Origin of the sequence: Vibrio splendidus (assembly GCF_001557875.1) — a bacterium.
GTDB classification, from domain to species: domain Bacteria; phylum Pseudomonadota; class Gammaproteobacteria; order Enterobacterales; family Vibrionaceae; genus Vibrio; species Vibrio splendidus_F.
Genome location: NZ_LNRF01000011.1, coordinates 85,422 through 107,296, shown reverse-complemented (window position 1 = coordinate 107,296; position 21,875 = coordinate 85,422). Strand labels below are relative to the sequence as shown.

The following is a 21,875-nucleotide window of genomic DNA, read 5'->3' as shown; positions in this document are numbered from 1 at the left end:
ATTTTTGAACCTAAGTCTCACATTTAGTTCAAATTATCCGGCAAAAATAGAGGACCAATTGGCTCTCGTGGTAGCTCAAAATGTTCAGGATAATCAACATCCACCAGATACAAACCTTCCGCTTTTGCAGTTGCGCCGGCTACTTTTCGATCTTTAGCTTCTAAAAGCCACTGGATCCACTCTGGTTTCTGCTCACCTTTACCTACGGCAATAAGGCTGCCAGTAATATTCCTCACCATGTGGTGAACAAACGCATTCGCTTTAATATCGATCACAATGTAGTGTCCATGACGAGTCACGTTCAAGTGAATCATGTTTCTCCATGGGCTACGAGATTGACAGTGTGTTGCCCTGAACGAAGTGAAGTCATTCTCACCAAGTAAGTACTGACCCGCTTCATGCATTTTTTTCTCATCAAGATGACCATGATAATGGCTCACACCTGAATTCAAAATACCTGGGCGAAGTGCATGGTTAAAGATAATGTAGCGATAACGGCGTGCAGTAGCAGAGAAACGAGCATGGAAATCCTCATTCACTTCTGTCGCCCAACGAACTGCAATATCTTTTGGCATGTTGGCATTCGCGCCCATTGTCCATGCCACCATTTTACGATCGACATTAGTTTCAAAGTGAACGACTTGTCCCGTACCGTGAACACCGGCATCTGTACGACCTGCGCACATAACTTCTACAGGGTGATTCGCGACAACTGAAAGAGCCTTTTCCAATTCTTCTTGGACACTTTTCACGTCTCGTTGGCGCTGCCAACCAAAGTAGTGGGTACCGTTATATTCAATACCTAAAGCAATTTTCATGTTCTTGTTCTCTTTGAAAATGGGCGAGAAGTATATACGGAAATCAGTGCTAGCCCAAATAGGATGGGGCTAAAACTTCAATAAACAATCAGCATCGACCGATACGATGCTTTTGAAAAACCAAATCAAACAATAGCGCTCTGTATCGCCTTAAAATAAAGGGTAGCCAACGCTACCCTTTATGGTTTTTTAATTTATCGACCGTTTAACGTATCGATAAGATTTTTTGCCTCTCGACGAATATCATCGCTGCCATCAACAATTGCCTCTTCTAGAAGCTTAATTGCCCCTTGCGAGTCACTCATCTCGATGTAGATTTTGGCCAAATCAAGCTTACCCGCAGCTTCTGCATTGCTGTCGACATCATAATTGCCAATATCACCGATAACATCAGGGAATTCGTTTAGACCAACATCCAGTTTAAGCTCTTCATCGTCTGGATTAATGACTTCTTCCCCCTCTTGCTCGACTTGAGCCATCAGCTCATCAATCGTCATGTATTGCTTATCACGACTGCTGCCTGATTCGGTTAGGTTGTCTTGTTGAGCCCAATTCTCTTCTTTGATCTTCGGTTCAGCTTGCTGTTCAGCCGACGCCCAAATCTCTTGTTGGTCATCAGGCACATCATGATGCATGCTCGATTGTTGCTCTGGCGCTAGGTTAAAACCTTTCCAGTCTTCGCCGCCAACTTCAAGCATGGCGTCAATATCTAGCCCTGCGCTATCAATCGATGTTGCATCCAATGGCTTATTAAACATGTTGTCGACAGAGTCTTGAACATCTTCAGAAAGCAGCTCAGCTAATGCTGTCTCATCAAAGTCATCAAAGCCTTCTAGTGGTTCATCTTGAACCGCTGTAGGCGTTGAGTTTAGCTCAGAAGCTGTGCTCAGTGATTCTTCTGGCTGTGTAAAACCAGCCAACTCAGAGTCTTGTGCATTCGAGAAATCTTCAGCGTGACTAAAGCTCTGCGGGTTTGAGAACAAATCATGCAATGCATCTTGCTCTTCGCCTTGTGGGCTGAAAGAAGTCAGTGGTGTCGATTTCTCTGCAAACGCGTCTGAGATGGCTTCATCTTCACCGTATTCCGGTAAATCAAGTTCATCGAACTCTACGCCTTCATCTTCTGCTACTGGCTCAGCACTGCTTTGCTCAATATCATCTAAAACAGAGTCCGCTTTTGCGCTTTCTTCATCGTACTCTGGAAGATCAAGGTCATTGAACTCGAACTTCTCTGTACCGTCAGATAGGTCTTGTTCTAATTGAGCTTCATCCGGCTCACTCACAGCTTCAGCTAATGCATCTTCTTCACCGAATTCTGGCAGCTCAAAATCATCAAACGAGAACTCTTCTTCGCTTTCTGGTCTAGCAGTTTCAGCCTTTGGTTCTGCATCTAGTTGAGGCTCAGCGGTTAGTTGCGATTCAACACTTGGTTGAGAATCAATAGCAGGCGTTACTGGTTCTGGTGTTGATTCAGCATCAGCTTCTGCTAGTGCGTCTTCTTCACCGAACTCTGGTAGCTCAAAGTCATCAAACGAGAACTCTTCGTCGTCTTGACCCTGAGCGTCTGTTCGAGGTTCAACATCTAATTGAGACTCAACAGCAGGCGTTACTGGTTCTGGTGTTGATTCAGCATCAGCTTCCGCTTGTGGTGTAGCTTCAACTTGCGGATTAGCGTCTAACTGAGGTTCAACAACAGGTGTTACTGGTTCTGGTGTTACATCAGTTTCTGCTAATACTTCTGGTGCAGACGTCTCGTCTTCAATCAGCCAATCATCGTCTTGCGGCACACCAAATTCATTCGGAATGATCTCTGGCATATTTGCAGCACGAACTGGCTCTGGCTCTGGCTCTGGCTCTGGCTCTGGCTCTGGCTCTGGCTCTGGCTCTGGCAAGGATTCAACGACATCTTCAAATTGTTCGCTACCTTGGATTTTCGGTTCAAAGTCAAAATCAGAGGTAACATTCGCTGGCGACTCTACATCGTCGATGGCTTCAGCTAACCAGTCTTCAACCGTCTCTTCATCACCTTCAGAGATGTCATTTAAAGAGGATGGCGAAGCTTGCTCTTGTATGTCGGCTTCTTTCGGCTCTGGCTCTTGTTGTGCGGTTTCTTCTTGAACTCGCTCTTCAAAAGCTGGTTTGTCAAAATCAGAATTCTCAGATAACAGCGAGTCGATATCCAGTTCGTCATCTTCAACCGATGATGCAGCTTCGTCCGCTGATGTTTGGTTGTTGTCTGAAAGAGACGCTTGCTCTGGTTCAACCGTATTTTCAATTGAGGGTTCAACAGGCTCTTCTGTCGCTTGCAGCGAATCATTGTCATCAGAAGTCATTAACTCATCAATCAACGCTTCGTCTGTTGTTTCTAGCGAGTCATCAAGCAAAGCATCCGTTGCCGGTGCAACACCGAACAAATCATCGATAAAGTCATCACGATTAAAGTCTTCATCATTGTCTGGCTTAACGTCAGCACTTTCTTGGATAAGTTCCGAACCTAACGATTCATCACTAACAACTTCAGGCTGTGTTATTTCTCTAACGTCCGACGCTTGCTCAGGCTCAACGTCAGGTGTTTCTGAGGCTAACGGAGTAAGATCAACGTCTGAGTCCTTTTCCGGCTCCTCGTTGACGTTGTTAAAACCAAAGGCTGCATCTAGCTCTTTATCAAAAGCCTTCTCTTCAGACTCAAGCTCATCTTCAATGCCACTTGTCAGTAAGTCATCAAACGGGTCTAAAGATTCTGATTCTTGTGCATCCGCTGAAAGCTCATCACCTGACAATTCACTATCAAGAAAATCATCCAGTAAGTCGGTACTTTCGGCATCAAGTTCGAAATCATCATCGTCAGAATCGCCTATCAATTCATCCAAGGTTTCCGTGCTGTCTTCTGCGATGTTGAGGTCATCATCCGTCGATAAACCAGAAAGCTCTTCAAGTTCTGATAGGGAGTCAAAACCTAAAGGCTCACTTTCAGACTCAACACCCGATTCATCTTCCAACATTTCATCAAGAAGGTCTGTCGAGTTACTTAGATCAACGTCATCCCCTGCCAATTGCTCATCAAGAAGGTCAACGCTGTCTTGAGGTTCTTCATCTACGATTGGCTTATCGAACTGAGATAGAATGTTCTCGATATCATCATCAGACGCCAAACCACTGTTTAAGTTAGTAGCAATCTCATCGTCGCTATCGAGGTTAAAAGGATCATTCGCTTGATCGTTCTGAGCAGCAACCTGAGCAAAGATATCGTCAATATCATCTTCTACGCTAGAAGCCGAAGGTTGAGGGGATTGCTGTTCCGAGATAAGAGCATCGATATCAAATTCGTCGTTGCTTACATTCTCAGGAGCAGTATCACTCTGTTGCTCTGAGATAAGCGCATCAATGTCAAAATCATCACTTGCTGGTGTTTCAGTGTTAGACGGCGAATCACTTTGCTCTTCAGAAATCAACGCATCAATGTCGAAGCTGTCGTCATCTTCATCATCAAGAGCAAACAGATCATCTAACAGAGACTGGTCTAGTTCGTTGGAACCTAGATCTTCAGTTTCACCCTCTTGAGATAACAAGGCTTCAATGTCATCAGCAGACATTGCGTTATCATCAGAAAGGTCAAAGTCAACATCATCACTATCGAGTGCGCTTTCCGCTGTTTTGTCTAACGCACGCTCCATCTCCTCAAGACCAAGCGCTTTGTCTTCGCTATTAACACTGATACCGTTGCTGCTGTCTAAATCTAGATCGTCGAAGTTAGTATCTAAATCACCATTTTCACCAATGCTGGCAAACGGGTCATCGTCTTCACCATCCAGATTGAAATCAAGATCAGATTCATCTAAGCCAGCAAATACATCGTCTTCTTCAACCAGTGCTTGGTCGTCAAACAACTTGTTGGCATCATCTTCTGAGCCAAACAAGTCATCGTCTAAAGACAGTTCGTTCAGGTCATCCATTTCATCGCCCAATGCAATAGGCGCAACGCTGCTTGGTTGTGGCTGAATAGGTTGATCTTGAGTGATTTGCTGTTGCTCAGCATTTTTAGAGCGACGGCCTAACAGCATCACAATGATCAAACCAAGTAGTAAACCTGGAATAATCGCAAGAGCCGCCACTAACCAACCATTCGATAACAGTTCGTCCAGTGCACTTGGTGCCATTTTTTCAATTTCGGCGTTCTTTCTGCGCTCTTCATCAAGCAGCTTTTCCACTTCGCTACGAATGCGGTCTTCATCACTGAGCTCTGTTTTTAACTCATCGACTTCCGATTGAACATTCGACAACATCAAACGAAGTTGATGGTTCTTCTCTTCAAGTGACAGTAGTTCAGTTTCTGAAAGCTCTAGCTGCTTCTCAAGCTTATTCATCTCTTTCGCTGGAGATGATGGAACAAGCGAGGCAGGTTTCTTAGCGTCTTCAGTTGAGCTGGCTTGTTTTGTAGGCGTGGTAGTTTTTGAGCCAGTATTCGATTGATTTGAGGTTTGAACTTCTTTTGGCTTTGAAGCTGTAGGCTTGGTCGCAGGCGCATCAAGCTTAGCAAGGTGTGAGTTCATGATGTTGATAGCTTGCTGCGTCGAACTTGCACGTGTTTGCTGTAAAGAAGGCACACGTAAATTACTGGCAGGCAGCAGGCTATGGATATTCTGGTTTTCAAACGCTTGTGGGTTTAAGCGATAAATAGCCAACAGGGTTTGTTGGACTGACACGGAGTTATCAGGGCGTAACTTTGAAGCAATTGACCACAATGTTTCTGAGCCGCGAGTTGGACCATAGAAACGTGAAGGCTCAGCGCTATTCGATTGCGCTCTTTGAAGAGGTTCTGAAAACGTAGGCGCTGATTGTATCTGACCATTAGGCCCTACAACTCGAATGGAATCTGCACGAACAACGGAAATCTGAGTCGCAATGATAAAGGCAAAAGGCATTAACCACGGCTTGAAAATTTGAAACATAAAAGGCTCAGCTAGGTGCTTAAATTCGGAAAAGTGATGATCTATTAAATATATCGGATAAATGACGTAAAACTATAGAGATGAAAACAAAAAATGTGTTGCAGCAACAATATTCGCAGCAATTTCACACAATTTGACTAACAATATTTTTAATCGATTAAAAAAGCCCCACTAAAGAGTGAGGCTTATTTATCAAAGCAATAAAGCTTAGAAGTAATCGCGAATCAGAACTTCAGCGATTTGAACTGCGTTTGTTGCTGCACCTTTACGAACGTTATCAGCGACAACCCACATGTTCACGCCGCTGTGATGGCTGATGTCGTTACGAATACGACCAACCATTACGTGGTCTTTACCACCTGCATCACGAACTTGAGTTGGGAAGTCAAGCGCTTGGAATACTTCAACACCTTCTGTGTTCTCTAGAAGCTGAACCACTTGTTCTGCACCGATTGGCGCGCGAGTTTCAATGTGCAGAGATTCTGCGTGACCATAGAATACTGGTACGCGAACACAAGTCGGGTTCACTGTGATTGAAGAGTCAGCAAAGATTTTTTGAGTTTCCCAAACCATCTTCATCTCTTCACGCGTGTAGCCGTTCTCTGTAAATTCATCGATTTGAGGAATACAGTTGAACGCGATCTGCTGTGAGAACGCTGAATTTTCAGCTGGCATACCATTAAGAAGCTTAGCCGTTTGACCCGCTAGCTCATCGATACCTGGCTTACCTGCACCAGACACAGATTGGTAAGTTGAAACGTTAATACGCTCAAGGCCCACTTCATCGTGAATTGGTTTTAGCGCTACTACCATTTGGATAGTCGAGCAGTTAGGGTTCGCGATGATGTTACGGTTACGGAACTCAGCAATTGCTTCAGGGTTCACTTCAGGCACAACCAGAGGAACATCGTATTCGTAACGGAAGCGTGATGTGTTATCGATAACAACAACACCTTCATCAGCCGCAATTGGAGCCCAACGCTCTGAAAGCTCGCTACCTGCAGAGAAAAACGCAATATGTACTTGAGACCAATCGAAGTCTTCTACGTTTTGTACTTGTATTGTTTTGCCGTTAAAACGGGAAGTTTTGCCTTCACTACGTTCACTTGCTAGTAAGTGCATTTCACCGACAGGGAATTTACGCTCTTTAAGTACTTCAAGAATGGTTTCACCAACCGCACCAGTCGCACCTAAAATAGCAATATTAAATTCTTGGCTCATTGTTTCTCTCTTTTATAAAGTTGGCTTTACCATAAAACCGAGTTTAGATAACGGCGTTAAATTACAAGATTCGTCGCCCGTTAACTCGACTGCACTGTACTCTCTGCGGTCCCAATATTCTTTACGCATCTTGTCAAAAGAACCCGGCGTAGCGATATTGCGACGGAATAAGGCGTCGTCTTTGCGCACATCATAGATCAACTGAGTCAAATTGTGCAGTGTTGCTTCATCCCAAGCTCTATCTAATTTCATTTGAGGTACAGGCGCTGTCGGCAATAAGTCGCTTGCATACGCACGCTGTTCAGTACCTAAAAACTCGCAATAACTGTTGAAGATCATCGTGGTACCACGCGCTTTACCCTCCAAACCGTAGCCCGCTACGTGAGGAGTTGCAAAAGCGAGTAACGGAAGAAGCTCGAAGTCGACTTCAGGTTCAAACTCAAACACATCAAGAACTGCGGTAAAACCATCGGCTTTTTGCAGGCGAGCTTTTAGCGCTTGGTTATCAACCACAGGACCGCGAGCTGCATTAATCAAGATTTGATCAGCACGTAAGTTGTTCAGCACTTGCTCGTTGATCAAATGATGGGTTGGGAACTCACCCGTCTTAGTGATTGGTGTATGCAGCGTGATAACGTCAGATTGCTCAAGTAGAGTCTCAAGTTCCGTAAATTCGCGAGTATCACCTTCTTGCTGTTTTAGAGGATCGTTCAGCAGAACTTTAATACCAATACCTTCTAGGCATTTCGCTAGGTAGCTGCCCACTTGACCACAACCGATAATACCGACCGTTTTGTCAAAAACCGAGAAGCCTTGTTGCTGCGCAAGCACCATCATTGAACTGAACACATACTCAGCAACACCTACCTTGTTACAGCCTGGTGCCGCGGTAAAGAAAATCCCCCGCTCTTTCATCAACTCTTGGTCGACGTGATCCATACCAGCCGTCGCAGTACCGACAAACTTCAGCTTATTGGCTTTGCTGATCAATGACTCGTTTACCTTGGTAACAGAGCGAATCATCAATGCGTCTACGTCAACTAGGTCGTCGGCCGTTAATGTGCGACCAGACTTCATTGTCACTTCACCTAACTGGCTAAAAAGCGCTTCAGCGTAAGGCATATTTTCGTCGATTAAGATTTTCATTTGGCGAGTACTTTTGTTGGGGTCTATCGACCTAAATGTGAATTGAAATGATTGTGCAAAATTCCACACACGGTGTCGAGTAGCAATTGGAATACATTATAAATAAAGGGTTGAATCGCCTAGTCTGCACAAGCAAAAGCAGTAATAAGAACGACTACCTGAAATTAGAAAACTAAAGTCAGAAGACTAAAACGAAAAATGCCCGATTGAATAAACAATCGGGCAAACATCCAGAACAAAAGGATCCTATCTCGCTCTCCAGGAGACAGAGTCTTGCGTCTGTTCAACCAGTACTAACCAAGGTCAGTACTGGTCAAGCTCTGGAAACCTTTCAATTTCTAGACCCAGATCTAAAAACTATGTTTAAAAAACACGTTTACAAACCTACGTCTAAAAACTTTGTTCTGATGGTCATTATTACTGGGTGACCTGTGCGTGTTGAATCGGCACTAGCGCAACCCTTTAACGATTAACCTTGTCTCTCTAACTCAAGCCTAAATTAAGCTTGGTACTTTTTGATTACTAGCGTTGCGTTCGTACCGCCGAAACCAAAGCTGTTAGACATAACCGTTGTTAGCTCTTGCTCACGAGCTTCAGTTACAATATCTAGGCCAGCAGCAGCTTCGTCTAGGTTAGAAACGTTAATGCTTGGAGCAATAAAGCCATTGTCTAGCATTAGCGTTGAGTAAATTGCTTCGTGTACACCAGCAGCACCTAGAGCGTGACCTGTCATCGCTTTAGTTGCAGAAATTGCTGGGCTGTTGCCACCAAATACTTCTTGGATAGCACCTAGCTCTTTCACGTCGCCAACTGGAGTTGAAGTACCGTGAGTGTTCACGTAGTCAACGCCATCAACGTTTTGCATTGCCATCTTCATACAACGAACCGCACCTTCACCAGAAGGAGCAACCATGTCGTAGCCATCTGAAGTTGCGCCGTAACCTACGATCTCGCCGTAAATTTTCGCGCCACGAGCAACAGCGTGCTCAAGTTCTTCGATAACTAGCATGCCGCCGCCACCAGAGATAACGAAACCATCACGGTCTGCATCGTAGGTACGAGAAGCCAGTTCTGGCGTGTCGTTGTACTTAGTAGAAAGTGCGCCCATTGCGTCGAACATCATAGTCAGAGACCAATCAAGTTCTTCACCGCCACCAGCGAATACAACGTCTTGCTTACCAAGTTGGATAAGCTCCATTGCGTGACCAATACAGTGTGCCGATGTTGCACATGCAGAGCTCATAGAGTAGTTCACACCACGGATTTTGAAAGGAGTAGCTAGACAAGCAGAAACCGTAGAAGCCATTGTACGTGGCACCATGTATGGACCAACGCGCTTCACGCCTTTCTCACGGATGATGTCTACCGCGTTTACTTGGTTTAGAGATGAAGCACCACCTGAACCCGCAACGATACCGGTGCGGTCATTAGATACTTGATCTTCAGTTAAACCAGAATCAGCAATTGCTTGCTCCATTGAAAGATAAGCGAATGCCGCTGCATCACCCATAAAGCGCATTTTTTTGCGGTCGATATGGTCAGCAGGGTTCATTTTTAGGTTACCCCATACTTGAGAGCGCAAGCCATTTTCCTTGAACTGCTCTGAAGCGGTAATACCAGATTTACCCTCTTTCAGTGATGCTAAAACTTCTTCGACGTTGTTACCGATACTTGAAACAATACCCATACCGGTGATTACGACTCGTTTCATGTGACATTCCTATAATTCTAAATTCAGCTAGATGATAACTAAGAAGCCTAACAAAAGTGGTCAGCTTTCCTAGAAATTCGTACAATCCCTACCAACATATCGCTTCAAATCACAAAATGATAGATTTTATGACTTCAATTACTAATGCAGAACTGGAATGGAATGAGTCTGGCACGCCAGTTTCAGACCAATTTGACGACGTTTACTTCTCCAATGTTAACGGTTTAGAAGAAACTCGCTACGTCTTTTTAAAGCAAAACCACCTTCCAGAGCGTTGGCTTGAACATGAACAACGCCGTTTTGTGATCGCTGAAACCGGCTTTGGTACTGGTTTGAACTTTCTTGCAGTCTGGCAATGGTTCGATGCTTTTATTAAAGATAACCCACAAGCGATGACCAAAGAGTTACATTTCATCAGTTTTGAAAAATATCCTTTAAATAAAGAGGATCTCATCAAAGCGCATCAAGCGTGGCCAGAATTGGCAGAGTATGCGACGCAACTCCAAGAACACTACCCTATCGCCCTACCTGAATGTCACCGTATTGTGCTGGGTGATGGCGCGATCACGCTTGATTTATGGTTTGGTGATATTAAAGATTGTATGCCAAATGTGCCTACCCCACGTGAAGGTTTAGTTGATGCTTGGTTCTTAGACGGATTCGCCCCAAGCAAAAACCCAGAGATGTGGAACCAAAACCTATTCAATGGCATGGCAAAGCTGGCCAAGCAAGATTGTAGCTGCGCCACTTTCACCGCCGCTGGCTTTGTGCGTCGCGGTTTGATTGAAGCTGGCTTTGAGATGAAGAAGGTTAAAGGCTTTGGTACCAAGCGCGAAATGATTGCAGGCCGACTTGGCGAGAAGCATGCTCACACCAACATCAAACCTTGGTATGGCCTCGCTCAACACAGAGAATCACAAGACATTGCGATTATTGGTGGTGGCGTAGCCAGTGCTGCATTAGCCAAAACACTAAGCCGCCGTGGTAAAAACATCACCCTTTATTGTGAACACCCACAAGCTGCGGGCAATGCCTCAGGTAACAATCAAGGTGCGATTTACCCGTTGTTAAGTGAAGCAACCTCGAACGTGTCTCGCATATTTGGCCCAGGGTTACTGTTTGCTCGTCAATTTATTAATCAAGCGGCGCAGTCTGTCCAATTTGATCACAGCTGGTGCGGCGTAAACATTTTGATGTGGGACGAAGGCTCCACTAAAAAGCTCAACCGCATGTTGGAAGGCAACTTTCACACCGACCTGATTCAGCGTTTAACGCCAGACCAAGCCAACGAAGAGATTGGCTTACCGGTCGATAAAGAGAGTGTTTACTTTCCACTGGGTGGCTGGTTAAGCCCTCTTCAACTGACTCAAGGTTTGATTGCTAAGTTAGAAGAGACCAACCAAGTCAGCGCACTTTATCAACATCAAGTAACTCAACTTGAGTGGCTCGAAGCTGAACAACAATGGTTACTGACAATTGAGACACCTCAAGGTGAGATTCAAACCAAGCACGATCAAGTGGTTATCGCGAACGGACACAAGTTCACCCAGTTTGAACAAACTCAGCCAGTACCGCTAACGCCGGTTAAAGGCCAAGTGAGCCATATTCCGACCACGGAAAATCTCAGTAAGCTAAAAACCGTATTGTGTTTTGATGGCTATCTAACGCCGCAGAATCCAAACAATGGCCATCACTGTATTGGTGCGAACTACGACAAGACCAATATCGACCAAGAATTTGATGTTGAGGTTCAGAAGCACAATGGCGAGCGCCTGCATCGGTCGCTACCAGACCAAGCATGGACAAAAGATGTCGACACCAGTGACAACTTAGCGCGCCAAGGGATTCGAAGCGTAAGCCGTGACCACTTACCCTTTGTCGGCAATGTCGGCAATTTCGAATCAATCAAAGAGCAATACCAAGACCTGCACAACTTCAACCCTCAGCGTGACTCGGTTGAGGATGTTGAAACGGTAACAAGCTTCCCTAACCTATACTGTTTTATCGGTTTAGGTTCGCGAGGGCTAAGCTCGGCTCCATTATTGGCTGAAGTATTAGCATCACAAATCTGTGGCGATCCACTTCCCTTGCCTGTTGATGTACTTGAGGCGATTCACCCAAGTCGAATGTGGGTACGCAGACTGCGTAAAGGAAAAGCATTAACGGCTGGATGGGTTGCGGACAAGCATGCTAAATCAAATCCGTAGTTTCTCGTTCAGCTATTCTGAACATCTGAAATTTCTGAATATCTGAAACTAAAAAGTTAAAAAGCTAAAAAGCCCGAGCGACATTGTGTCGCTCGGGCTTTTTGTTATTCGTGTTGCTCTAAACTGATGTTCTCAACGAAGCTGTATCTACAGCTTAGCAACCGCATCTTTAATCTGTAGAGCGATCTCTTCGTTGCTGATAGAACCAGATTCAAAATCAAAGTTATCGTAGAAGCTTGGTACTGAAACTGACGCTTGCACGTTGCCACCAAAGTAAGGTGCAGAACCTGTCGCTGCGCCCAGTACCGTTTGTGCACCACCTGGGCCAGGTGAAGTTGCTAGGTAAACTGCAGGCTTCTCGCCAAACACTGAACGTTCAATGCGTGTCGCCCAATCAAATAGATTTTTGTACGCTGCTGGGTAGTGACCGTTATGTTCTGCAAAAGAGATAACAAATGCGTCAGCTTCTGCTAGGTCACGTAAAAATGCTTGCGCGCCTTCTGCTTGGCCTATCTCTTTTTCAGTGTCTTCACTGAACATAGGAACGTTGTAATCAGTAATATTTAAGACTTTTACTTCAGCACCTTCAATCAAGTTTGCTGCGTAAGTTGCTAATGCTTTATTGATAGAGGTTGAGCTGGTGCTTGCGCCAAATGCGATAACTTTCATGATGTGACCTTTTCTGTAATTCCGTTAAGTGGGATTAGAATAACGTAGTCAGAAAATGGAACCATCACAAGGAATGAACGGACTCATTCAAAAATTTCGAACGAGTTTCAAATAATACAAATCACAGTAAGTAAGTGATCAAAAATAACGCAGGGAAAAGGCTTGAGAACAAAGAAGGTTTTTTCGATAAGTAGTTATTCTACAATCAAAAATTCTAACGTAGTTATCGAGAATTTTAACCAGCCAGGGTGACCTGTTATTTACTACGATTGGTATAACTATTCGCTCAGAAAAATAGAAAGGAAGGGACTGAGCGGATAGTCTCAATGCACTTAGATTAAGCTTGGTTTTGTAGCTCAACCCAAAGGTCATTAACGATAGTGCGGTCTGCTGGCGTGAGTTCAGAGCGAGCGTCGTCTAGGCTCTTTTCAATGCGAGCTTTTACTTCAGCCACATCTTCAATGCCTTCTTCTTCACATGAAGCCACAGAAAGAGAAATATGACCACGTAAGTAACCACCAGCAAACAGTTCATCGTCTGATGCGTTTTCAATGCGAGCATCAATTACTTCAAGTAGTTTTTCTTCAAATTCGATAATCATAATATTCTCTTATTTCACAATAAATTGGCTAGTACATAAAGGTTCTACATCGTAGAAGCTGCGTAATGCTTCAGAGAGCATTTTCACACGAGGCGGAAGACCAGCTTCAAAGATTCCCATGACTTCACTGTGTACTTTACTCATAAAGGCCAAACGATCTGGCTCAAAATCGCCGTGTAGATTGTCACAGCTGACATTAAAAGGAAAGCCCGCACTCATCGCAATGATCCATTCATACGCTTGTGGGCGAATTTCTACTTTTTCAAACTCAGCTTGAACCGCCTCAGTTCGACCATCAGGCTCATACCAATAGCCAAAATCTTCCAACAAACGACGTTCAGGACCAGCGACACACCAGTGTGCTATTTCGTGAAGTGCAGACGCATAAAAGCCTCGAGCAAATACGATACGGTGGTGAGAAACCTGTTCATCGGCTGGCAGGTAAATAGGCTCGTCTGCACCCAGTTCGAGCTTGGTATTGTAGCTCTCGAAAAAGGTTTGATTGAAAATATCGATGATGTCTGAGTATTGGTGCGTCATAAAATCAAATTTAAGTAAAAAGAACTGGGGCATTTTGCGTTTTTTTAAGCGTTCGGTAAAGCCCTATCACGGGCAATGGCATTAGGTTGACCCCAATATTTTACCGTGACAATCGATTGCTGATCCCAGATTACACTACTTTGAGGTGAATGATTAGTTTAGCTAATCTGAAATGCCGATTCACGGTACAAATATTCATTCGTCAATCAGCGTTTTTACTACTACACTCGCGCTTCATTTTTATATCCCTAAGGCCTATAAGACTCCAATTTATAGACCTATATTATAGAGCTACAGCAATGCTACTAAGTGTTTTGTATATCATTGGCATCACGGCAGAAGCCATGACCGGCGCTCTCAGTGCTGGCAAACAAAAAATGGATTGGTTTGGTGTAATGTTGGTTGCGAGTGCAACAGCAATTGGCGGTGGCACAGTACGAGATATCTTACTCGGCCATTACCCTTTAGGTTGGGTTGAAAACCCGCAGTATCTGGCAATCACCTGTATCGCGGGTGTTATTACAACGGGGCTGGCTAAATGGGTAATCAAGCTAAAAGGCTTATTCATTCGTTTAGATGCTCTAGGGCTTATCGTGTTCAGTATCATTGGTACTAAGGTAGCGATGACCATGGGTCTTCACCCAATGATCTGCATGGTGTCTGCGCTCGTCACCGGTGTCTTTGGCGGTTTGCTGCGCGATCTTATCTGTCGTCAAACACCATTGGTATTGCATGAAGAGCTGTATGCGTCTGTCGCACTTGTCGCTTCAGGTTTATACCTAGGTTTACTTGAACTAGGCATAAACGACGTAACCGCGACGATTGTTACGCTTGTGGTTGGTTACTTGCTGCGTATGGCAGCCGTACGATTCAAGTGGCGTTTACCTTCGTTCCAGCTTGATCCGGAAAGCTCGGTACATTAGATAATATATTCTCAATTACGCGCAATATAAAAAGGGTTGCTTCATTACGAAGCAACCCTTTTTGTTTTTATCAAATCAGTTTCAAATCTGTTCTGAATTAAACGAAGCAGAACTAGATTTTTGGCGTTTCAGTTGTCACACCAAAGTTTTGACCACGGTGACGTAGCAAGTGATCAAGCAATACAATCGCTAACATCGCTTCTGCGATCGGTACAGCACGAATACCCACACATGGATCATGACGACCTTTCGTGATTAGCTGCGTTGCTTCACCGTCTTTAGTGATCGTATCACCCGGAACGGTAATGCTTGATGTAGGCTTAAGCGCGATACTTGCCACAATATCTTGGCCAGTCGAAATACCACCTAAGATACCGCCAGCGTGGTTGCTGCTGAAACCTTCTGGAGTTAATGGGTCACGGTGTTCACTACCGCGTTGATTAACGACATCAAAGCCATCACCAATCTCAACACCTTTCACCGCATTGATGCTCATTAGAGCGTGAGCAATGTCAGCATCTAAACGATCAAAGATTGGCTCACCAAGGCCTACAGGCACTTTAGTCGCAACCACTTGAATCTTCGCACCGATCGAGTTGCCTTCTTTTAGCAAGTCACGGATCAGTTGGTCAAATTCCGGTACTTTGTCGGCATCTGGGCAGAAGAAAGCGTTGTTTTCGATCTCGCTCCAATCCACTTTATCAATTGAAATATCACCCATTTGAGAAAGATAAGCTTGGATTTCAACACCAAATTCTTGCTTAAGGTATTTCTTTGCAATCGCACCTGCCGCAACACGCATTGCAGTTTCACGAGCTGAAGAACGACCACCACCACGGTAATCACGCACACCGTACTTTTGATGATACGTATAGTCAGCGTGTCCAGGGCGGAACTTGTCTTTAATTTCGGAATAGTCTTTAGAGCGTTGGTCTGTATTTTCAATCAATAGACCAATAGAAGTGCCCGTAGTTTGGCCTTCAAATACACCTGATAAGATTTTCACTTCATCCGCTTCACGGCGAGCCGTTGTATAACGAGAAGTACCAGGGCGACGACGATCCAAATCTCTTTGAAGGTCTGCTTCGGTAATTTCTAATCCTGGTGGGCACCCATCTACGATACATCCTAGTGCGATACCGTGACTTTCTCCGAACGTGGTCACGCGGAAATGTTGTCCGATACTGTTTCCTGCCATTACTTCCTCTAAATCAGCTATTGAGCAGAAGGTTTGATTCCGAAACCGACTGGCTAACAGCTTTACTTGTCTATTCTTCGTGAATTCATAGTGGCTTTATTACCAAATGATGTAAACCCCAAAAAACGAACAATTTTAACTTTCTATTACATGAGCCGAATGAAATGAATAACGCGGGGAAATGAGTGGCGCTTTGAGAAGAGTATTTTTATTATGGTAAGAAAGCAAAAAACCCGACAACTCGGAGAGTTATCGGGTTTCTTTAAATAATGGCACGCCCTGAAGGATTCGAACCTTCGACCACCTCCTTAGAAGGGAGGTGCTCTATCCAGCTGAGCTAAGGGCGCGCTACAGGAACGAATTATACGAATTCGAATCAGTAAAGCAACGGCTTTATGTAACATTCTGATCTAAGTGAGTAAAAAAAGGGCAACAAACATATAAGTGTTGGAAAATAGAACAAAGCAAACGTTTGCTTGATGGTAATCAAAAAGATTTTCTGGAATAATGCGCCAAAAACATCAGCCACTAACTTGAATATCAATACTAAGGAAATTCATGACTGCTCAAAATATTGATGGAAAGCTAATTTCTCAAACGGTTCGCTCCGAAGTTGCTGCACGTGTAAAAGCTCGTACTGAAGCTGGATTACGCGCTCCGGGCCTAGCGGTTGTTTTAGTGGGTGAAGACCCTGCTTCTCAGGTTTACGTTGGAAGTAAGCGTAAAGCGTGTGAAGAAGTTGGCTTCGTGTCTAAATCTTACGACTTGCCAGCCACTGCGACAGAAGACGAATTGTTAACACTGGTAGACCAACTGAACCAAGACCCAGAGATCGACGGTATTCTGGTTCAACTACCTCTACCTGCTGGTATTGATAGCACTCACGTTCTTGAGCGTATCACGCCAGAAAAAGACGTTGATGGCTTCCACCCATACAATGTCGGCCGTTTGGCTCAGCGTATGCCTAAGCTTCGCTCTTGTACGCCAAAAGGCATCATCACGCTGCTTGACCGTTACAACATCGATTTACGTGGTAAGCACGCGGTTGTCGTTGGCGCATCAAACATCGTAGGTCGCCCAATGACGCTAGAGCTCCTTCTAGCAGGTTGTACAACGACAACATGTCACCGCTTCACCAAAGACCTTGAAGGCCACGTGCGTCAAGCAGACGTTGTTGTAGTTGCAGTAGGTAAGCCAAACTTCATTCCAGGTGCTTGGATCAAGAAAGGCGCTGTTGTGGTCGATGTGGGTATCAACCGTTTGGAATCTGGCAAACTAGTGGGTGACGTTGAATACGACGTAGCGAAAGAAAGCGCAAGCTTCATAACGCCTGTACCGGGTGGTGTTGGTCCAATGACGGTGGCGAGCCTAATCGAGAACACCATGATCGCTTGTGAGCAATTTCACTCGAAGTAATCCGCAGCGCATATAAATAAAATTAGAAAGCCGCAACGTGATGAACGCTGCGGCTTTTTTGATACTTAGACATTCGTTTTGAAACAGGGCGACTAGCTTTTGATGCACTGCTATTCGCTACTTATCTGGATTCTCGACTTTTTCCGTCTGTTCAGAAGGCGGTAATAAACTAATAAGCTCACACTCCGTTGATATGAGTTTTTCCAACTCAGATCCTTGTGTAATTAAACGGAAATCACCGCCAGTAATCACCCCAAGAGGAATGGCTTTAGGGTACAGCGCGTTAAACTCGTTTAAATCAAATGCCTCGGTCAAACCTGTACTTTTAATTTGGCTACCCTGAGCCATCAACGAGTTAAGCTTGGAATAGGTAACTCCTTCCGAAAACAAGCTTCTGTTGCCATCGCGGCTCACCTGATGCCTTTCATGTTTATTCTCTGATGACTCAAGCTCAAACACCTTATTTTCACCAAACTCGTCTTGATAGTGCATGCTAACTAATGGGTTGGTTTGACGATAAGGCGAGACGATCATCGCACGCCCTACTCCATCCAATTCCAGATTATTTTCAGCGTGACTCGAAGCTGGGTTACCAAAGTAGACATTCAAGTTATCCATGCGTGCTAAGCGAATGCTTTCCCAGTTGGTATCGGCAAGCACACTATTGATGTTGTGTGTCGCCAATACTTTGGCAAACTGGCGTGAAAACTGAGTCGCACCAAAGAAGATAACGCCTTGTGCCTTCTCTTGAGTCACACCTAGCCTTCTTGCCCACCAACTCGCGGTGAGGCTTTGAATCACAACTGTACCGATGATGATCAAGAACACCATTGGTACCAGCAGGTCTGCGCCTTCTATTAATTGTTTTTCTTGAAGCTTGATTGCAAACAGAGAAGAAACCGCGGCTGCAACGATCCCGCGCGGCGCCATCCAGCTCAAAAACCATTTATCCGCAGAGGTAAGATCCGTGCCGATCCCGCTGATCCACACACTTAACGGGCGAGCCACGAGCATCACTACCGCTAACAGACCAACCCCACCCCAACCTATCGAAAGGAAGGTTCCTAAATCGAGTCTACTCGCTAACAGAATAAACAACGCTGAAATGAGTAATACGGTCAGGGTTTCTTTGAATTCGATGATGTCTTCGATATCCAAGCCTTTCACGTTGGCAAGCCAGATCCCCATGATGGTCACGGTTAATAAACCCGATTCTTCACTCAAGTCATTCGAGAAAGAGAACGCAGCGAGCATTAGCGTCAATACAGCCACATTACGTAAATAGTGCGGTACCCAATGCCCTTGCAGCATCTTGGCAATCAAATAGCCACCGATGATCCCTAAACCTAAACCAATGGCTAAGGTTAGTCCCAGAGCTGAAAGTACATGTCCTGTAGGGTCGGCCGAAGAGACGATGTATTCATAAACCAGAACAGCAAACAGAGCGCCAATGGGATCAATCACTATCCCCTCCCATCGCAAGATACTGCCTAGAGAAGATTTAGGCTGAATACTGCGAAGCATGGGTACGATCACCGTTGGGCCAGTTACCACGACTAATGCACCAAACAATGCGGCTAACGGCCAACTAAAGTCCACAAAGTAGTAAGCACCCACCACGATACAGGCCCAGGTAATCAACATACCGAAACTCACGAGGTGAGTCACCATCCGACCATGGCCTCTGATTTCTTTAAAATTTAGGGTTAATGCCCCTTCAAACAGGATGATGGCAACCCCTAATGAAATCATAGGAAACAACACATCACCAAAAATGGCATCGGGATTTAAGATATTCAAGCCAGGACCTAACAATAGGCCGACGATAAGGAGAGGAAGAATCGCGGGAAGACGTAAACGCCAACCGAGCAGCTGACAAGCTAAAGACAAGAGTCCAATTAACGCCAAAGAAGAAGTAATCGACAAATCCATTTGTGCCCCTAATAGGTTTGCACCACACCCTGTGGCACAAACTATTCAATGAAATAAGAAAGCCTACGTTCTTACACTATAGGCTCTCTTTTTCACGCTAACCGAATATTATTGTGATTAATCAGTCACTTTACTATAGGGAGAGTAAAGTCATGATCAGTTAGCTACAGAGAAAGTACAACACCAGCAATCGCTGCACTCATCAAGTTAGCAAACACACCCGCACAAATTGCTTTGAAGCCATATTGTGAGATGAAAGAGCGACGCTCTGGAACTAAGCTACCCAAACCACCGATCAAAATTGCCATGGTAGAGATGTTAGCAAAGCCACATAGAGCAAAAGTTACGATCGCTTGAGAGTGCTCACTCAGTGCCTCTTTAGCATCCATTAGTTGGATGAAAGCCACGAACTCGTTCACGACAATCTTGTTACCGATCAATGAACCTGCAACCACAGCCTCAGACCACGGTACACCGATTAGCCATGCAACGGGTGCAAACACATAACCTAGGATAAGTTCGAAGCTTAGGTTTACGCCAAACCAGCCGCCAACGATACCTAACAAGCCATTTAGCATTGCAATCACACTGATAAAGGCAAGAAGTGTTGCACCCACTGCAACGGCAATACGAAGTCCAGACATAGCCCCATCTGCCATTGCCTCAACGACGTTTGTTGCTCGTGGAATTTCTACATCAGACTCAATATTTTCTTGAGCGTCATCTGGGCTGCCAGGTACTAAGATTTTAGCCATCAATAGACCGGCTGGTGCAGACATGAATGCCGCAGCGATCAGGAAGTTTAGGTCAACGCCAAGCGATGCATAACCCACTAACGTACCACCAGCTACAGATGCCAAACCACACACCATCACTGCGAACAGTTGTGAATCTGTCATGTGTTTTAAGTAAGGTTTAACCACCAATGGCGCTTCAATCATGCCGACAAAAATATTGGCAGTCGCAGACAGTGATTCCGCACGACCTGTGCCCAAGAATTTCTGTAGCGCACCACCAATAAGGTTGATCACCTTTGGCATAAAGCCAATGTGGTACAAACCTGAAATCAGTGCAGAGAAAAAGATAATGATGCCAAGAACATTAATCGCGAAAACAAATCCGTTATTCGTTAGGCCACCAAATAGGAAGTTAATCCCCTCTTGACCGTAGTTGATCAAGCTAGATACCGCACCTGTGGCTGCATTCAACGCTTCTTTACCCATTGGTACATACAGAACCAATAGCGCGAATGAGATTTGTAATAAGAAAGCCAAAGAGACTGTTCTTAGTGGAATATTTTTTCTGTCCGTAGATAGTAACCAAGCGGCAACTAAAATAGTGATAATTCCAAGTAGGGAAGCCATGTGCGTCAACCTAAAAGTTGTAGATAGGAAAGGCGACGCATTCTATAGAGGAAATCGTTTGCGGCAAGCTGAGGTTGTTAACGTGATGTTGGGGTAATCACGATATAACTATGAGTATAATTAAGTTATTGAATTTTAATAATTAACTTTGATTAAAAAGCGTACTTTTTCCATGTGGAAATTATATTTATAGATTAGGAAACAGTTAACGATGCAGTTCAACGCAGGTTTTAAGGTTTTTGTCCCAATATGTCGGCGACCCGATATGATCTTTAATGAACTCAATCACCGCTGAAAGCTTCTTCGGCATGTTCTTTCGGCTTGGATAAACAGCATAGAATGGCATTAGCTGACTGGCTCTCCACTCTGGTAATACTTGAATCAATTTTCCCGTTCTAAACTCTTCTTTCACTAAGTAAGTCGCCAGATAAGCAACGCCCCACCCTGATACTGCCGCGTCTCGTACTGCCTCAGCCAAATCAACTGAGTAATCGCCCGCGACTTTGACGCTGAGGTTTTCTTGCCCGTTGTCAAACGCCCATGATGTGTAATCTCGTTCACGGCTGCGATAGATAAGACAGTTATGGTCAATCAAATCGGAAGGTACATGTGGCGTCCCAGCCTTAATCAGATAATCCGGTGACGCAGCCACCACAAACTGACTGTCGGCTAATCGCTGCGCAATGTAACCTTCAGGCAGGTCTTCATTGTTGGTGATCCAGAGATCCAAGCGCTCTTCAATCATGTCCACCTTATAGTCGAACAAGTGGACCTCGATTCTCAACTGAGGATAAAGCTGCCTGAGTTGATCAATCGCCGGAATGATATGCAGTGTGCCAAATGACTGAGACAAGCCTATACGGAATATCCCAGAGATATCATCACGCTGGCTGTCCATATCCATTTGAGCTGCTTTCACCGTGTTAAACAACTGCTCACAATGTTGATAGAACACGTCTCCCGCTTCAGTCAGCGTGAGGCTTCGTGTGGTTCGTTGCACCAGCTTGATGCCGATTGAGTCTTCAAGCAAAGCGACTTGCTTACTGATATGAGACACCGAAACATTTAAGCTCTTTGCAGCACTGGTAAAACCTTCGTGCTTAATCAGCGCATGAAATATCACCATCTGTGCAGCTCTATCTGTTAGCACAAGATCACCTTATTAAATCTCTGAAATATA

General features: G+C 44.7%; 15 protein-coding genes and 1 tRNA gene. 3 read left to right on the top strand and 13 right to left on the bottom strand.

The features are described from left to right. Positions 1 to 23 precede the first annotated feature (23 nt). From truA to fabB, 5 genes are all read right to left on the bottom strand, one after another. The gene (truA, locus tag ATB74_RS20205) at positions 24 to 818 is read right to left on the bottom strand and encodes a tRNA pseudouridine(38-40) synthase TruA (RefSeq protein ID WP_004734161.1); all 795 of its coding nucleotides are present in this window, start codon (positions 816 to 818) and stop codon (positions 24 to 26) included. A gap of 194 nt (positions 819 to 1,012) precedes the next feature. Beyond that, positions 1,013 to 5,767: a FimV/HubP family polar landmark protein gene (locus tag ATB74_RS20200; protein ID WP_061019551.1), complete on the bottom strand. Its 4,755-nt coding sequence runs from the start codon at positions 5,765 to 5,767 to the stop codon at positions 1,013 to 1,015. Positions 5,768 to 5,974: 207 nt separating this feature from the next. After that, a complete protein-coding gene (locus tag ATB74_RS20195) occupies positions 5,975 to 6,988 on the bottom strand; it encodes an aspartate-semialdehyde dehydrogenase (protein ID WP_017062350.1) in 1,014 nt (337 codons plus the stop codon). A 12-nt stretch (positions 6,989 to 7,000) separates the two neighbouring features. Then, positions 7,001 to 8,134, bottom strand: a complete 1,134-nt coding sequence (locus ATB74_RS20190; RefSeq protein ID WP_061019550.1) for a 4-phosphoerythronate dehydrogenase — start codon at positions 8,132 to 8,134, stop codon at positions 7,001 to 7,003. A 499-nt stretch (positions 8,135 to 8,633) separates the two neighbouring features. Continuing rightward, the gene (fabB, locus tag ATB74_RS20180) at positions 8,634 to 9,845 is read right to left on the bottom strand and encodes a beta-ketoacyl-ACP synthase I (protein WP_048660829.1); all 1,212 of its coding nucleotides are present in this window, start codon (positions 9,843 to 9,845) and stop codon (positions 8,634 to 8,636) included. A gap of 128 nt (positions 9,846 to 9,973) precedes the next feature. On the opposite strand from fabB, the gene mnmC reads away from it, so the two are divergent. Next, positions 9,974 to 12,052, top strand: a complete 2,079-nt coding sequence (gene mnmC / locus ATB74_RS20175) for a bifunctional tRNA (5-methylaminomethyl-2-thiouridine)(34)-methyltransferase MnmD/FAD-dependent 5-carboxymethylaminomethyl-2-thiouridine(34) oxidoreductase MnmC (protein ID WP_061019549.1) — start codon at positions 9,974 to 9,976, stop codon at positions 12,050 to 12,052. 147 nt (positions 12,053 to 12,199) lie between these two features. Here the strand turns inward: mnmC and ATB74_RS20170 are convergent, their stop codons facing one another. The 3 genes from ATB74_RS20170 to ATB74_RS20160 form a co-directional block, all read right to left on the bottom strand. Further along, on the bottom strand, positions 12,200 to 12,721 hold the full coding sequence (locus tag ATB74_RS20170; protein WP_060982241.1) for an NADPH-dependent FMN reductase: 522 nt from the start codon (positions 12,719 to 12,721) through the stop codon (positions 12,200 to 12,202). Positions 12,722 to 13,058: 337 nt separating this feature from the next. Continuing rightward, positions 13,059 to 13,322: a YfcL family protein gene (locus ATB74_RS20165; RefSeq protein ID WP_017632537.1), complete on the bottom strand. Its 264-nt coding sequence runs from the start codon at positions 13,320 to 13,322 to the stop codon at positions 13,059 to 13,061. Between the two features lie 9 nt (positions 13,323 to 13,331). Beyond that, positions 13,332 to 13,862: an elongation factor P hydroxylase gene (locus ATB74_RS20160; protein ID WP_060982240.1), complete on the bottom strand. Its 531-nt coding sequence runs from the start codon at positions 13,860 to 13,862 to the stop codon at positions 13,332 to 13,334. Between the two features lie 299 nt (positions 13,863 to 14,161). Here ATB74_RS20160 and ATB74_RS20155 point away from each other — a divergent pair, with 299 nt between their 5' ends. Continuing rightward, positions 14,162 to 14,785, top strand: coding sequence for a trimeric intracellular cation channel family protein (locus ATB74_RS20155; protein WP_004734183.1), 624 nt, complete (start codon positions 14,162 to 14,164; stop codon positions 14,783 to 14,785). A gap of 112 nt (positions 14,786 to 14,897) precedes the next feature. On the opposite strand, the gene aroC is transcribed toward ATB74_RS20155, so the two are convergent. Together aroC and ATB74_RS20145 are read right to left on the bottom strand one after the other, a co-directional pair. Then, the gene (gene aroC, locus ATB74_RS20150) at positions 14,898 to 15,983 is read right to left on the bottom strand and encodes a chorismate synthase (RefSeq protein WP_060982239.1); all 1,086 of its coding nucleotides are present in this window, start codon (positions 15,981 to 15,983) and stop codon (positions 14,898 to 14,900) included. Positions 15,984 to 16,253: 270 nt separating this feature from the next. Beyond that, positions 16,254 to 16,330, bottom strand: a tRNA-Arg gene (locus ATB74_RS20145). 211 nt (positions 16,331 to 16,541) lie between these two features. Here ATB74_RS20145 and folD point away from each other — a divergent pair. Next, positions 16,542 to 17,399 carry a bifunctional methylenetetrahydrofolate dehydrogenase/methenyltetrahydrofolate cyclohydrolase FolD gene (gene folD, locus ATB74_RS20140; protein WP_017629535.1) on the top strand — a complete coding sequence of 286 codons (858 nt, stop codon included), beginning with the start codon at positions 16,542 to 16,544 and terminating at the stop codon, positions 17,397 to 17,399. Positions 17,400 to 17,516: 117 nt separating this feature from the next. Here the strand turns inward: folD and ATB74_RS20135 are convergent, their stop codons facing one another. The 3 genes from ATB74_RS20135 to ATB74_RS20125 form a co-directional block, all read right to left on the bottom strand. After that, a complete protein-coding gene (locus ATB74_RS20135; RefSeq protein WP_061019548.1) occupies positions 17,517 to 19,331 on the bottom strand; it encodes a cation:proton antiporter in 1,815 nt (604 codons plus the stop codon). Positions 19,332 to 19,495: 164 nt separating this feature from the next. Continuing rightward, a complete protein-coding gene (locus ATB74_RS20130) occupies positions 19,496 to 20,695 on the bottom strand; it encodes a NupC/NupG family nucleoside CNT transporter (RefSeq protein ID WP_019826134.1) in 1,200 nt (399 codons plus the stop codon). A 205-nt stretch (positions 20,696 to 20,900) separates the two neighbouring features. After that, positions 20,901 to 21,821: a LysR family transcriptional regulator gene (locus ATB74_RS20125; RefSeq protein ID WP_081090151.1), complete on the bottom strand. Its 921-nt coding sequence runs from the start codon at positions 21,819 to 21,821 to the stop codon at positions 20,901 to 20,903. Positions 21,822 to 21,875 lie beyond the last annotated feature (54 nt).